Origin of the sequence: Alistipes sp. An66 (assembly GCF_002161445.1) — a bacterium.
Classification (GTDB): Bacteria; Bacteroidota; Bacteroidia; order Bacteroidales; family Rikenellaceae; genus Alistipes; species Alistipes cottocaccae.
In genome coordinates this window covers 26,456-40,629 of record NZ_NFHT01000011.1, presented here as the reverse complement: position 1 = coordinate 40,629, position 14,174 = coordinate 26,456, and the positions used below count along the sequence as shown (strand labels likewise).

Below are 14,174 nucleotides of genomic sequence, written 5' to 3'. Positions count from 1 at the left end.
ACGCGGGAGCGGGGTGGAGACTTTGCCTGTGGCTCATGGCCGTATGCTGGAGTCTGGGCTCCTTCGCGCAGCCACAAGGCCGACAGGTGAGCGGTTCGGTCACGGATGAATCGGGTACGCCGATGGTCGGCGTTACGATCCTGGAAAAGGGTTCGCAGCGTGGTACGACGACCAATGCCGAGGGGAAATACACGATCCGCGTCAAGGGCGATCAGTCCGATCTGCTCTTCTCCATGCTGGGATACGCCTCCCGGGAAATCCGGGTCGGGAAACGAACCCTCGTCGACGTTGTCCTGGAGGAGGAGACGAGCGCGATCGACGAAGTGGTCGTTGTCGGTTACGGTTATGTGCGGCGTGCCGACCTGACGGGTTCCGTGGCGTCGGTCAATACTTCGGAGATGAACAAGGCTCCCGTGCGTTCGTTCGACGAGGCGTTGGCCGGACGTGTCGCCGGTGTGCAGGTCACTTCGAGCGAAGGCGAGCCGGGGTCGTCGATCAACATCATCGTGCGGGGACAGAACTCGCTGACGCAGGACAGTTCGCCGCTCTACGTGGTGGACGGCTTCCCGTTGGAGAGTTTCAATGCCTCATCGCTGAACCCTGCGGACATCGTGTCGATCGATGTCCTGAAGGATGCCTCGTCGACGGCCATCTATGGCGCGCGCGGTGCCAACGGCGTCATCATGATCACGACCCGCAGCGGACGCGAAGGACGTGCGCAGGTGAGCTACGAAGGTTCGTTCGGCTTGCAGAACACGACGAACCGCATGGAACTGATGAATCCCTATGAGTTTGTGAAGCTGCAACTCGAAATCGACCCCTATCAGGCGCGTCAGAGCTATCTGAAACCCAACTCGCTGGGACTCGACACCCGGACGTTGGAGTATTACCGCCATGCGCAGTACATCGACTGGCAGGAGCGGGTTCTGCAAGTGGCGCCCATGCACAATCATACGGTGTCGCTGACCGGCGGTACGAAGGCCGTGAAGTATGCGGCGTCGCTCAACTACATGGGACAGGAGGGCGTCGTCCGTCAGTCGGGTTATGACCGGGTGTCGGGCCGGCTGCGTCTGGACATCGAGGCTTCGAAGAACTTCAAGGTAGGCTTCAATACCAGCTACTCGTGGACCAATCAGTACGGGACCTCGGTGCGCATGCCGTCGAGCAACGCCGAAGCATCGTTGACGCTGATGTACAACATGTGGGGCTACCGTCCCGTGACAGGCGGCAATATCGATGATCTGCTCAACGCCGACGAGGATACCGAGATCGTCGAAATGACGACCTGGGGCAACCGCTACAACCCGATGCTTTATCTGAACAACGAAGAGAAGGATTACGGACAGAGCAACTTCGTGGCCAATGTCTACGGGGAGTACCGCTTCGGAAAATACCTGAAACTGCGCGTGACGGGCGGTATCAACCGGAATGTGGCGATTCTGGAAGACTTCTTCAACAGCAAGCACCCCTATTCACAGAAGATCGCCGGTGTCATCAAGGGCGTCAACGGATATGCGCAGTATGAAACGCGGCAGTCGCTGCTCAACGAGAATACGCTGACCTTCGACCGCACGTTCAATAAAAGCCACCATCTGAATGTGGTTGCCGGTGTGACGGTTCAGGAGTACAAGTTCTCGAATTTCCGCGGTACGGCCTGGAACGTTCCCCGCGAAAGTCTGGGCATTTCGGGGCTGGACGAGGGCGTAGCCCAGCCGCTCATTTCGTCGAAATCGATCAACCGCATGATGTCGGGGCTGGCTCGCGTGAATTACGACTACAAGCACAAGTACTACCTTACTTTCTCGTTCCGGGCCGACGGGTCGTCGAAATTCCCCGCCGGGAACAAGTGGGGATACTTCCCGTCGGGATCTGTTTCCTATCGGATTTCGCAGGAGAACTTCCTGAAAGACAGCCGTGTGATTTCGGATGCCAAGATCCGTGCCAGTTACGGTCTGACGGGTAACAACCGCGTGGGGGATTTCGCCTACATGTCGCAGTTGAACCTGACGAACGTCGACGGATACAGCTGGAACAACGAACTGGTGCAGGGAGCACAACTGGCGTCGCTCGGCAACTACAAACTCAAATGGGAGAGTACGAAAGCCCTGGATGTCGGTATGGATTTGAGTTTCTTCGACCAACGGATCGCCCTGACGATGGATTATTACGACAAGGAGACCTATGACTTGCTCCTGAATGCCAATCTGCCCCTCTCTTCGGGTTATCAGCGGGCGATGATGAACGTCGGAGCCGTTCGCAACTACGGTTTCGAGCTGACGCTCAATACGGTCAACATCCAGACCAAGAACTTCATGTGGACGACGAACTTCAATATCTCGTTCAACCGTTCGAAAGTGCTCGGCCTGGCCGACGGGGAGCAGAGCATGGATTCGTTCATCAACTGGCACTCGGACTATCAGAGCGTTCCGCTCTATGAGACGCGGGTCGGCAAGCCGATCACGATGTTCGTGGGCATGGTTTACGACGGCCTTTATCAGATCAGCGACTTCACGTGGCAGAACGACAGCGATCCGTCGATTCCCCACGAGAACCGGCAATACGTGCTCAAAGACGATGTTCCCGACAACGGAATGGCCCGCAACCAGATCCAGCCCGGATATATCCGTTTCAAGGACTTCGACAATGATGGCCATGTCGGTACGGAGGATCGTCGGGTATTGGGCGACCCGAATCCGAAGTATGTCGGCGGTTTCTCGAACAGTTTTGTCTGGAAGGACTTCGACCTGAACGTCTTCTTCCAGTTCAGCGGCGGCAACAAGATCATGAATGCCAACCGGATTCTTTTCGAGGGAACCTACCGTTACGGACTGAACCAGTTCGCTTCCTATGTGGACCGCTGGTCTCCGGAGAATCCCCATTCGAACAACTATGTGCCGGGCGGACAGAAGGTGGCCTACTATTCGGACAAGACGCTCGAAGACGGCTCCTACCTGCGTTTGAAGACCGTGCAGATCGGTTATACGCTGCCCAAACAGATCCTTTCGAAACTGCACATCTCGAAACTTCGGGTCTATTTTGCGGCGCAGAATCTCTTCACGTGGACTGCTTATACGGGTTACGATCCCGAGGTGTCGATTTTCAATTCGCCGCTTACGCCGGGCTTCGACTACCTCTCCTATCCGCGCAGCCGGACCTATACGGTGGGCATCAACCTTTCGTTCTGAACGTTTAACTTATCTATTGCAGACCGCATATGAAACGAATCCTGATATTGTTCGTGTCCGTCGTCATGCTGACGTCGTGTCTGGACACCGAACCCTATGATTTCACCTCTCCGTCGACGTGGTACCGCAACCAGGAGGAGCTGGAATCGGCGTTGGCGGCGATTTACGATCCGCTGCGCAACTGTTACAGTGTCTATTTGAGCGTGGAGTTCTCGCAGGGAACGGACGAGTGTTTCTCGAAGGAGTCCACGCCGAAGCTCGTTCCCTATTACTACAACTACGATACGGGCAACAACAGCGTCAAATTGGTGTGGCAGTATCTCTACAAAGGGATCGACAATGCCAATGTGCTGCTGGAAAATGCCGATCGCGCATCGTGTGATGAGTCTGTGATCCGCCAAATCAAAGGAGAAGCACTTTTTCTCCGGGCCTATTACCATTTCCTGCTGACGGCCTATTGGGGCGATGTCCCCCTGCGTTTGGAGTCGACCAAGTCGGCTGATGACGTACATCAACCCCGGGTGGCCTCGGAAACGATCTACCAAACCGTTATCCGGGACATGACAGATGCCTGGGAGATGGTGGCCGATATCTCGACCCTCGGATTTGGCGGGCGTGTGAACAAGCAGGCTGTTAAAGGTATTTTGGCCCGAGTCTGCCTCTATGCGGCCGGACGGCTTGACAAGCCCGAATACTATGCCGATGCCCGCAAGTGGGCCAAGAGCCTGATGGATGAGAACAGTTGCGCGCTCAATCCGGATTTCAGCGACATCTTCATCAAGCTGATGCAGGATCAGTACGACATCAGAGAGTCGCTTTTCGAGGTGGAGTGTTACGGGAACGTGGAATCCACGGAGATGAAGGAGACCGGTCAGTTCGTGGCCTATTATACCCCGATGTATACCAAACAGGATTATTTGGTTGATGATCTGACCAAAAAATCGATCGCCCGCGGACGAGGGGTCTTCTATACGACGCCGCAGTTCTACGATTCGTTTGAGGATGGCGATCTGCGGCGGGACTGGACGATCATGCCCTACATGTACAAGAATGAAGCCTATTTCGAGCAGGTTCCCTATAATGCGGAGTTCCGATTCCGTTGGCCGGGCAAGTTCCGCCGGGAGTACGAGATCAACCTGCCGGTCTATTCGTGGGGCAATTCGACGAATTATCCGTTGCTGCGTTATTCGGACGTGCTGCTGATGTTCGCCGAAGCGGATTACAAGGTCAACGGAGGGCCTACGGCGGAGGCTTTGGAGGCGATCAACCAGGTTCGCCGCCGGGCGTTCGGGTTTGATCCGCTGACTCCGCTGCCCGATGTCGACAAAACCATGTTCGACGATGTGAAAGACATCTTCGGCAATCCAGTGTCTGACGGCTTTATGGAGTATATTCAACAGGAGCGGGCTCGCGAATTGGCTTTCGAATCGCATCGCCGTCTCGATCTGCTGCGTTGGGGGATTTTCCTGGACCGGATGCACAAGATCGGCGAGGAGTTGGCTGCCATCCCGTTGAAGGTGGTGAATGAGGCGGGACAGTCGGTCGACAATCCGATCTTTACCCAGTCGGGATCCAGTTTCCCGATGAACTCCAATCCTTCGGGGCCGGAGATGATGGCGCGTCCCTTCCGGAATGTGGATGCCAAACATCAGTTGATGCCGATTCCGGAGTTGGAGATGTCGGTCAACAAAGCCATCGGGGAGAACAATCCCGGATGGTGATCCGGAATCCGTATTTGGGGAAACGGGATTCGCATTCAAGGCGAGTCCCGTTTTTTGTCGGCAGGAGCGGATCAGACATCCCCGAGCATAAGCCTTTTGAGGTCAGAGGCTCCAGAAAATAAAGAAAATGAGCAGGTTATTCCGTAGGTATTTCAACGATAGTTGGATGTGTTTTTCTACGGTCTTTTCCGAAATGGACAGTTGAAGTGCGATTTGGCGGTTTGTCAGACACTCCTTGCGGCTTAAATTGAATACCGTACGCCGTTGAGGTGGCATCGCTTCGATGAGTTTATCGATAAGTTGACGCATGTTTTCGGTATCAATATCCGTCGAAATGTCGTACGACAACTCCGATGCATTGCGGAGTGTCAGTTCGAAAAAGTCGTTATTGAACGATTTGTGACGTTTTCGGTTGAAAACGTGATTGCGCGTGATGATGAACAGAAAATTCTCGATGTTGTCAAACTCTTTCAGGAAACGTTGCGAGTCCCACAATTTCAGGAAGATCTCCTGTACCGCATCCTTGATCTCCTCTTCGTCCCGCAGGTAGAGGGCGGCGAAGTGGTACACTTTGAACCAATAGCGCTCGTAGAGTTCGGCGAAAATATGCTCCTCACTCTCTGCGGAACGCAACAGCGAAAGAAATGATCGGGAATCCTCTCTTTTTTTGGGACGTTCAAACTTCATTCGTACGAGCTTTGGGGTGGATGTTGCAAGGCAAATATAACCATTTTTTTCTGCGGTGAGCCATTTGGAAAATTTTATTCGAAAAAAAGTCGATCGGAGGTAGGGATCGGCTCCGGTCATGTGTCTTTATGATAAAAGAAGCACGATGAAACGCAATCTGAAAGAGTGGATCGAGGCCTGCCGACAAGGCGATATTGTATCGGATGATCCGGATCTGTTGTCCGATGAACGGGTGACCCGGGAGTTGATGCGGCAGTGGGATCGGGTTCCAGAGACCCGGGACGAATCGTTGGACCCAATCAAGCGGATCGTCTGGAATAGAATTTCCGGGCAGTTGTCTCTGCAAAAGGCGCAGGTCCGGATGCGGCTGTACCGTCGGCTCTGCGTGGCGGCGAGTCTCTTTATTGTGCTGCTCGGGGGATATGCGTTCCTGCAAAAGCCCGAAGAATCCGTCCGTTGCGAATTCTCGACCGGGAATCAGGACAAACGGGAAGTGTTGTTGAGCGACGGAACACGGGTGATCCTGGGACCGAACAGCCGCTTCGGCTATCCGGAACGCTTCGGATCCGACGAGCGCCGGGTCGTATTGGACGGACAGGCCTTTTTCCAGGTCGCCCCGAATTCTTCGGCACCCTTCTCGGTTGATGTTGACGGTGTGCAGGTCACGGCTCTTGGTACGTCGTTCGAAATCTTTGTGCCGACGGACCGCCACTGCGTGGAAACGATCCTGCGGACCGGAAAGGTCCGCATCGACCATCCGTCGGCGGACGGCAGTGCCACGGAGTCGCATGTCTTACTGCCGGGTCGGAGGCTGACATTTGATCGTACGACGCGGAATACGACCGTTGAACCGATCGACGCCGTCCGCTATACCGAGTGGATTTCCGATACGGGACAGAGTTTCAAGAACGAACGTCTGCAATTCATCCTTCCGCGGCTGGAACGGTGGTACGGCGTCGAGATCCGACCCGACGAGGGCGTTCTTGGCCGCGGTGACCGATTCACGTTTAAGATTACGGACGAGTCGCTGGATCACATCCTGAATCTGATCCAGAGTTCTTCGGGCATCAAGTGGCAGAAAGACGCTTCGGGCTGTCTCTACTGGCTCTATTGAACCCATCCACGGATTCCGATATTGGCAAGGCCCGATGTCCGGAGCTTCGGACAGACGGTGCCATGGCTTCGCCGTATCGTGCTTTTTTCGTTGAAAACCAATTCAAACTACCAATTTATGAAGAACAAACTACGATTGATGTTTCTTTGGGTGTTCGCGATCGTTTCGTTGACCCCGTTGAACGGACAGCCCGGCGTCTGACGCTGGATGTCGAGAACAGGCGCTTGTCGGAGGTCTTGAAGATGATCGAGCAGGGGACCGATTACACCTTTTTCATCAATGAGTCGCGAATTGATCTGACGATCCCAGTATCGGTCCATGTGACGGACGGAGAACTGAATGCAGTGCTCGATCAGGTGCTTGCCCGAACCCCATACGAGTATGCGATTAAATCCCGACAGATTCTTTTGAGTTTGCGGGAGCACTCTTCGGCATCGGCTCCGTCGGGACAGGCCGTGGAGGGCGTTGTGAAGGATAAGGCCGGGAATCCGCTGATTGGCGCGAGCATCGTGGTCGAGGGTACGACCGAGGGTACGACCAGCGGTCCGGACGGAGCGTTCCGGATCGTTGTTGCCGGCTCCTCGGCACGCCTCGTGGTGAGTTACCTCGGTTATGAGACGCAGACCGTGTCGGTCGGCGGCCGCACATATCTCACTGTCGAGATGGCGGAGGATGCGACGCTTGTGAGCGACGTTGTGGTGATCGGTTACGGCAAGCAGACGAAAAAGACCCTTACGGGAGCTGTTTCGGTTGTGGGCATGTCCGACCTGGAAACCGCTACGGTGTCGAACATTTCGCAGGCGCTGGCCGGAAAGGCCGCGGGACTCTCCGTGCGTCAGATGTCGGCCCAGCCGGGCGGCGGCTCGAAACTGCGGATTCGCGGCGAGGCGTCCCCGGGTGCCGGTAACGAACCGCTCATCGTGATCGACGGATTTCCCATATCGTCCACCTCCAGTCTCGGTTCGGGAACCGTGTACAGTGCCGGAAACATGGATAATGTGCTCGAATCGCTCAACCCCGACGACATCGAATCCATCTCGGTCCTCAAGGATGCCGCATCGACGGCCATCTACGGAGCCCGGGCCGGCCACGGCGTCATCCTCATCACGACCAAGCGGGGCCGTGAACAGCGGGCGGGCGAAGGTGACCTATTCGGGGAATTTCTCGGTGAATGCCATTGCCCGGCAGTACCAGATGCTCTCGGGCAGCCAGTTTATGGACATCTACAATCGGCAATCGTACGAGAATTATCTGAAAAACAACGGATTGAGCATCTACAAGGGATACATTGCCACTCCCGAGCAGATCCCGGAGTTCGTGGCACCGTACTCGAACGACGAAATCCTTCGGGCCCGCAATACCGACTATCTGGATGCGATCACCCGCCTGGGGTACATGCATCAGCACAACCTTTCGATCGTCGGAGGCAGTGCGAAGACGCAGTATCTGGTCTCGGCAAACTACATGGATCAGGCCGGTATCGTCAAACACAACAACGCCTCGCGCATGTCGTTCCGCCTGAATCTGGACCAGGAGATCGCCCGCTGGTTGAAAGTCGGTATCACGGCAACCTATACGCAGAACCGTTATGACAACGTGCCGCTGGGCGACGGCGAGCAGGAGAATTCCGGCATCCTGACGACGGCCATTCTGGCAAATCCGACGCTTCCGATCCGTGATTCGCAGGGCAACTACGTCATCGACAACAACCGTCCGTTCGTTCCGAATCCGGTTTCGCTGCTTGATATCGAAGATGAGACGGTCAAGGACCGGTTTCTCGGGATGGCGAATGTGACGATAGAACCTTTGCAGGGACTGGTGGTGAAGCTCGGCCTGGGTGCCGACCGGAAGTTCGAGAAGCGGAACAACTATCTGCCCAAGACGACGCTGCTCGGACAGATCGACAACGGATCGGCCAACATCAACCAGCAGGACGGCACCGACCTGCTGTTCGATGCCACGGCCACCTATGACCGGAGTTTCGCGGAACGGCACAAACTGACGGCCCTGATCGGTTATTCCTACCAGCAGTTCGACAACGCGAGCGTCTATGCCGGAAACCGTGATTTCATCACCGATGCGCTGTTGTGGAACGACCTGTCGGCCGGCGCCTATGCCAAGCCGCCCGTAGGGTCGTCGAGAACCAAGAGTGCCATGGCCTCGGGATTCGTGCGTCTGCACTACAACTACATGAACCGCTATCTGGTCGAGGGAACGCTGCGTATGGATGCATCGTCGAACTTTACGCCCGAAAACCGGTTGGGGTTCTTCCCGTCGATCTCGGCCGCCTGGGCCTTCTCCGAGGAGAATTTCATGCAGGGAGCCCGGAACTGGCTCTCCTATGCGAAGCTGCGCTTCTCCTACGGACAGACGGGTAATGCGAATATCGGCTATCACATCGTCGATATGTACGGTGTGGGCTCTCCGAGCATCATCGGTAAGGATGAGACCGAGATCAAGGGTATCTCGCTGACGGACTACGGAAACCCTGACCTGACGTGGGAAACCACAACCGAGTACAACGTCGGTCTGGATCTCAAATTCTGGGACGAACGCATCTCTCTTTCTGCGGAATACTTCTATCGGAAGATTACTGATATTCTGGGGACGGTGCCGCTGCTCTCCTACAACGAAGTGCGCTCGATGTACGCGAATGTAGGGGCGACGCAGAGCCGGGGTATCGAGGTGACGCTCAACACGGTCAACATCTCCCGCCGCCATTTCCGGTGGGATACGACGCTGACGCTGGCCAACTATCAGGACCGCTGGCTGGAACGCAGCCCTTATTGGAAACCGGAACCTTATGAGCGTGAGACGGATTATATCCGGTCCTACTACTCGACGATCTCACAGGGACTTATGCGTCCGGGCGATCCCGCACCGAAAGGGCAGCCGACACTGCTGCCCGGTATGGTCGTACTGAAAAATCTCAATGATGACGAGAAGATCGACAACTACGACAAGGTAAACCTCGGCAATAGTGATCCCTCGCTGATCTTCGGCTTCGGGAATACGTTCAACTACCGGAACTTCGATCTCAACATCTATTTCTACGGCGAACTCGGACGCCTGCGCGGGGGCAGCTATCTGGACGAATGGACCCGGATGGCGAACGGCGAGAATGTCTCGGTCAGGGCCTACGACGTGTTCAGCCATGCGAACGTCAATTCGGATTATCCGACCATCATCAACAATGCCGACGGTTGGGGCGACTATTTCGTGAAGAAGGTGAATTTCCTGCGCTGCGGCAGCATCACCCTGGGTTACACGGTGCCCGTTTCCGGCAAGGCGGTCAGCAATCTGCGGATATACGCCTCGGTGACGAATCCCTTTGTGCTGACGAACTGGAACGGTCTGGATCCGGAGACCGAAACGACACCTATTCCTATCCCAACGTGCGCTCGTACAGTTTCGGCGTGAATATTTCGTTCTGATTAAAGCATTGCATTATGAATAAATTGATTTGCGGCATATCGACGTTTCTGCTGCTGTTCAGCAGCGCATGTACGCTCGAAAGCGTGGTTTACGACAAGATTCCCGGGAATGACTTCCCCGGCAACGAGGAGGATGTCCGTTCGCTGGTTTCCGCCAGCGCCTACAACGTCTTCTCGCCCCGGAAGATCTTCAACGTGGCGGCGGGCTACTGCCTGACTTCCGACATGGTGACCGACATGGGTGAATGTTCGTGGGGCAACTGGGAGAACTGGAAATACAACTCCTACGAGGCGAACGACATCCTGCTGAACGATGCCGGACGCAACATCTACTTCTATTCGAACCATTTGAGTTCGATGATTCTGAATATTGACCGCATCCGGTCGGTTCCGATGGATGCCGCCCTGCTGGAACGTTATACAGCGGAGCTTAAATGCGGTCTGGGATTTCTGGCCTTCATCTATTACGACATGTTCGGACCGATTCCCATCCCGGATCTCGAAACGCTGAAAAATCCCCGCGAGGAGAAGATCGTTCCGTGATTGAGCGAGGAGCAGATGCAGGAGTTCATCGTCAGCAACCTGACGGAGGCGGCGCGTGTTTTGCCCTACCGATATGAAGATGCGGACTATGGCCGCTTCACGAAGGGTCTGGCGAAAACCGTTCTGCTCAAATTCTACATGCTCACACACCAGTGGGACAAGGCCGTGGAGATCGGTGACGAGCTGTGCGGCGAGGACATGGAGGGGAATCCCGATTACGGTTATCGCCTTGTCGACGACTACAATTCGCTCTTCGACATGAGTACGGAGAAGAACCCGGAGGTCATCTTTGCAGCAACGGCCAAGCGGGGTATCACCCACGGGGACAATCAGTGGCTGGCGCATGCCATGACCAGTGATTTCCCGACGCCGGACAACATCACCAAATGGGGAGGTTACAAACTGGCCTGGCCCTTCTATCAGGAATATGAGGCCGACAAGGGGCGCGACCATCGTCTCGACCGTATCCATGCCGAGTATGTCGGGACGGGCGATGATCCGGTGACGCACAGTTATGCAATCGACCGTCCCTCGAACGGACTGCTCTATCTGGGTGCCGTGCCACAGAAGTACAGCTTCGACGGGACCGTCGGTGACGAGATGAGCAACGATATTCCGGTCTACCGTTATGCGGATGTGGTGACGCTCTATGGCGAGGCGCTGGTGCGCAGTACGAACACCGTTCCGGAGAAGTCGAAGAAGGCGTTGAACATGCTTCGGACCCGTGCGGGGCTCGATCCGCTGCCGGACGTGGAGATGAACACTCCGGAACTCTATCTCGATGCGCTGCTCAAAGAGCGCGGTATCGAGTTCTATTACGAAGGGGTCCGGCGTCAGGATCTCATCCGTCATGGCAAATTCATCGAGAAGGCGCTTGAAAAGGCTCGTTTCGCGGGCTTCTCCACGGAGAAGATCGACAAACAGGTCGACGGCGTCTACAAATACGAGCGCTTCCCGCTGCCGACATCCGTCATCACGGAAGGGAAAGGGCTGATCAAACAGAATCCCGGATGCTGCATTTCGAATGGAATACCGACGGAATGCCTGCCACGGAGCGTTACACGCTCTGTATCTCACCGACGCAGAACTTTTCCGGCGACGTGTATGAGATCCCGGTCGGGACGGAGCACTCGCTGGATGTCGGTTACGAACGTTTGCAGGAGGCTTTCGAACAATTGGGCTGCACGCGCTTCGAAACGGCCGAACTCTATTGGAACATCCGGGCCGACGAATCCGGGGATTTCCTGTCACGGACCTCGTCGATCCTCTATCTGGACGGAATCATGGAGTTCACCGATGTGCGCGGCGACGAGCAGATCACCTATCGGGTGACCAAACTGACCTACTCCAACGGCAAGAGCGTCGTCTGGCTGGCCGACAACCTGCGCACGGTGCGCTACCCGGACGGTTCGGCGCTTGACCCGTCAAAGGATTACATCCGGCTGGACGAGGACGACGAGGCGGAGCGCTTCCGGGCTTACGGCTGTCTTTATTCGATTGCCGTGAGCAAGCAGATCGTTCCGGAGGGATGGCGGATCCCGACGGTGGCCGATTACGAGGAACTCTTTTCCGAAGCTGCGAAGGTTCCGGGCGGCTATAACGTACTCAAAGACAACGTTTGGTATGGCGATTTCCCGCGCGAGGAGGGGCACATCAACGAGTGGCGCATGAATTTGAGCTCGGCGGGACGGCTTCCCGAGGACGTTCACGAGATCTGGGGATCCGCCTCCATCTATTGTTATCTGATCGTCTCCGACATGGACGATCGGGTCATCCTGCACGATAACGGCGATGAGCTGTGGAAATCGGCGAACGATGGCGCGGCCTTGCGTCTGATCTATGTCGGAAATGATTGATACCATCCTGAAAAACAAAGACTTTTATGAATAGAAGAATCGTATTTTGGAGCGTATTGATGCTGATAGGCAGCATGTGCGGCGCCTGTCTGGAAGAGAAGGCGACGTTCACCGCCGGCACATATCCGGACATGCGTCCGGAGGAGAATCCGGATCCGGGCCCGGACGAGGATCTCTCGACGAAGGATATTGTGCGCATTGCGCCGCTGACCAATCCGGGAACGGGCTATCACCTGGAAATCAAGTATGTGGTATCGCCGGACGGCATCGAGGAGTTTTTCAATCCGTTCACGACGCCGTGGAGCTACTACCCTGCGGGATTCATCGAGGACGGAGTTGCCGACAACAATGCCGGGCGTGACGAATTGCATCTGTCGCAACTCTATTTCTACCTCTCGGAGTTTCATGATTCGGAGACTATTCCCGAGTCGGCAATCGCGAACATGCAGCAGATTCTCGACGCCTTCCGCGAGAACGGCTACAAGGTGATTCTCCGCCTGGCGTACGATCCGGGGGACATCTCCATTGGGCGGGAGGTGCGCGACGAGGCGCTGCTGAAATCGCATCTGAATCAGTTGCGGGAGTTCATTCTGCGGAATATCAACGTAATTGCCACCGTGCAGGCCGGGACGATCGGTCTCTGGGGTGAATGGCACACCACCTCGCTGGCCGCTTCGCAGTCGGCGCGCAATGCGGTGGTCAACACGTGGCTCGACATTCTGCCCGAATCCTACTGCATCGAGGTGCGGCTGCCGGAGTACAAGCGGGCGTTGACGCTTGATGATCCGTCGGATGCCAACTGCATCGGCATTCACAACGATTACTTCACGGCGGGGCAGCATCCCATGGCGCCGGGCAGCGACGTTGTGCCGGGGACGGAGGATTACGCCGAGGCGGCCTCCTATGCACCCTATTGTTACATGAGCGGCGAAATGCCCTACGATGAGGACAGCGATTACGGGCTGGGGTTCAACCTCGACGTCAATACGACACTCCGGGCGCTGCGCGACCAGCACTATTCAGGCTTCAACCTCACGCACAACAACAACCGGAATTTCCCGAACTGGCAACTGGTGAAGGTCTACCCGAAGATGCTCGACGGCTTGCAGATCCTCTATTCGGAGGATTACTTCCGCGAGGCGGACGGTGAGCTGGTTCCGCGTTCGATGTATGAATTCATCCGTGACCACCTGGGGTATCGGCTCAACTGTCTGCCGACCTCGTCCGTCGGGGCCGAGAGTGGGAATCTGGTGTACGACATCCGCTTCACCAACACGGGTTTCGCCACGGTCGTCAACCCGGTGGAGGTCTACCTGGTGCTGATCGATGGGAACGATCAGGTGGTGAAGGAGTTCGAAGTCGACACGGATCCCCGGACGTGGCAGCCCTATGCTCCGGGCGATTCGAGTTTCACGGTGCTGGAACATGTCATGTCGGGATCGGTTCCGGCCGGGGTGTCGGGAACCTACCGGGTCGGCATCTGGATGCCGGACGGCGCGGCAGAGTTGGCGAACAACAGGTATGACAACCGTTTCGACGTGAAATGGGGCCTGAACGGCCAGTTGTCTCACTGACGCGATGCGGAGAATAAATATTGTGTGAACGTCATCGGGGAGGTTACGTTCTGAACCCGG

At 56.0% G+C, this 14,174-nt stretch carries 8 protein-coding genes and 3 pseudogenes; 10 read left to right on the top strand and 1 reads right to left on the bottom strand.

Going from position 1 to position 14,174, the window contains the following annotated elements:
- Positions 1–35: 35 nt before the first annotated feature.
- The gene (locus B5G16_RS08500) at positions 36–3,185 is read left to right on the top strand and encodes a SusC/RagA family TonB-linked outer membrane protein (protein WP_087263255.1); all 3,150 of its coding nucleotides are present in this window, start codon (positions 36–38) and stop codon (positions 3,183–3,185) included.
- A gap of 29 nt (positions 3,186–3,214) precedes the next feature.
- Positions 3,215–4,906 carry a RagB/SusD family nutrient uptake outer membrane protein gene (locus B5G16_RS08495; RefSeq protein WP_239406046.1) on the top strand — a complete coding sequence of 564 codons (1,692 nt, stop codon included), beginning with the start codon at positions 3,215–3,217 and terminating at the stop codon, positions 4,904–4,906.
- 102 nt (positions 4,907–5,008) lie between these two features.
- On the opposite strand, the gene B5G16_RS08490 is transcribed toward B5G16_RS08495, so the two are convergent.
- Positions 5,009–5,593 (bottom strand): RNA polymerase sigma-70 factor, encoded by a 585-nt coding sequence (locus B5G16_RS08490; RefSeq protein ID WP_087263253.1) that lies wholly within the window; start codon positions 5,591–5,593, stop codon positions 5,009–5,011.
- A 145-nt stretch (positions 5,594–5,738) separates the two neighbouring features.
- Between B5G16_RS08490 and B5G16_RS08485 the strand changes: the two genes are divergently transcribed.
- The 8 genes and pseudogenes from B5G16_RS08485 to B5G16_RS08465 all read left to right on the top strand — a co-directional run bounded on the left by B5G16_RS08485 (position 5,739) and on the right by B5G16_RS08465 (position 14,114).
- Complete coding sequence (locus tag B5G16_RS08485; RefSeq protein ID WP_162612045.1) at positions 5,739–6,707, top strand: FecR family protein; 969 nt, start codon at positions 5,739–5,741, stop codon at positions 6,705–6,707.
- A gap of 62 nt (positions 6,708–6,769) precedes the next feature.
- Positions 6,770–7,780: pseudogene (locus B5G16_RS12880) on the top strand (TonB-dependent receptor plug domain-containing protein); the annotation flags it as partial.
- A complete protein-coding gene (locus tag B5G16_RS08480) occupies positions 7,704–10,127 on the top strand; it encodes a SusC/RagA family TonB-linked outer membrane protein (protein WP_335340993.1) in 2,424 nt (807 codons plus the stop codon). The pseudogene B5G16_RS12880 and the gene B5G16_RS08480, both read left to right, overlap by 77 nt.
- Positions 10,128–10,156: 29 nt before the next feature.
- Positions 10,157–10,684 carry a hypothetical protein gene (locus B5G16_RS12875; RefSeq protein ID WP_239406042.1) on the top strand — a complete coding sequence of 176 codons (528 nt, stop codon included), beginning with the start codon at positions 10,157–10,159 and terminating at the stop codon, positions 10,682–10,684.
- A 15-nt stretch (positions 10,685–10,699) separates the two neighbouring features.
- A pseudogene (locus B5G16_RS08475) lies at positions 10,700–11,683 on the top strand (RagB/SusD family nutrient uptake outer membrane protein); the annotation flags it as partial.
- Between the two features lie 11 nt (positions 11,684–11,694).
- A pseudogene (locus B5G16_RS13020) lies at positions 11,695–11,844 on the top strand (hypothetical protein); the annotation flags it as partial.
- Between the two features lie 123 nt (positions 11,845–11,967).
- Positions 11,968–12,540, top strand: coding sequence for an FISUMP domain-containing protein (locus tag B5G16_RS08470; RefSeq protein WP_162612044.1), 573 nt, complete (start codon positions 11,968–11,970; stop codon positions 12,538–12,540).
- Positions 12,541–12,566: 26 nt separating this feature from the next.
- Positions 12,567–14,114: a DUF4874 domain-containing protein gene (locus B5G16_RS08465; RefSeq protein WP_087263245.1), complete on the top strand. Its 1,548-nt coding sequence runs from the start codon at positions 12,567–12,569 to the stop codon at positions 14,112–14,114.
- The last annotated feature ends 60 nt before the right edge of the window (positions 14,115–14,174 follow it).

What these genes read in the sequence shown, in the direction of transcription:
- B5G16_RS12875 (WP_239406042.1), top strand. Translation starts at nt 10,157, where the DNA reads ATGAATAAATTGATTTGCGGCATATCGACGTTTCTGCTGCTGTTCAGC.
- B5G16_RS08500 (WP_087263255.1), top strand. Translation starts at nt 36, where the DNA reads ATGGCCGTATGCTGGAGTCTGGGCTCCTTCGCGCAGCCACAAGGCCGA.
- B5G16_RS08495 (WP_239406046.1), top strand. Translation starts at nt 3,215, where the DNA reads ATGAAACGAATCCTGATATTGTTCGTGTCCGTCGTCATGCTGACGTCG.
- B5G16_RS08470 (WP_162612044.1), top strand. Translation starts at nt 11,968, where the DNA reads ATGGAGTTCACCGATGTGCGCGGCGACGAGCAGATCACCTATCGGGTG.
- B5G16_RS08480 (WP_335340993.1), top strand. Translation starts at nt 7,704, where the DNA reads ATGTGCTCGAATCGCTCAACCCCGACGACATCGAATCCATCTCGGTCC.
- B5G16_RS08465 (WP_087263245.1), top strand. Translation starts at nt 12,567, where the DNA reads ATGAATAGAAGAATCGTATTTTGGAGCGTATTGATGCTGATAGGCAGC.
- B5G16_RS08485 (WP_162612045.1), top strand. Translation starts at nt 5,739, where the DNA reads ATGAAACGCAATCTGAAAGAGTGGATCGAGGCCTGCCGACAAGGCGAT.
- B5G16_RS08490 (WP_087263253.1), bottom strand. Translation starts at nt 5,593, where the DNA reads ATGAAGTTTGAACGTCCCAAAAAAAGAGAGGATTCCCGATCATTTCTT.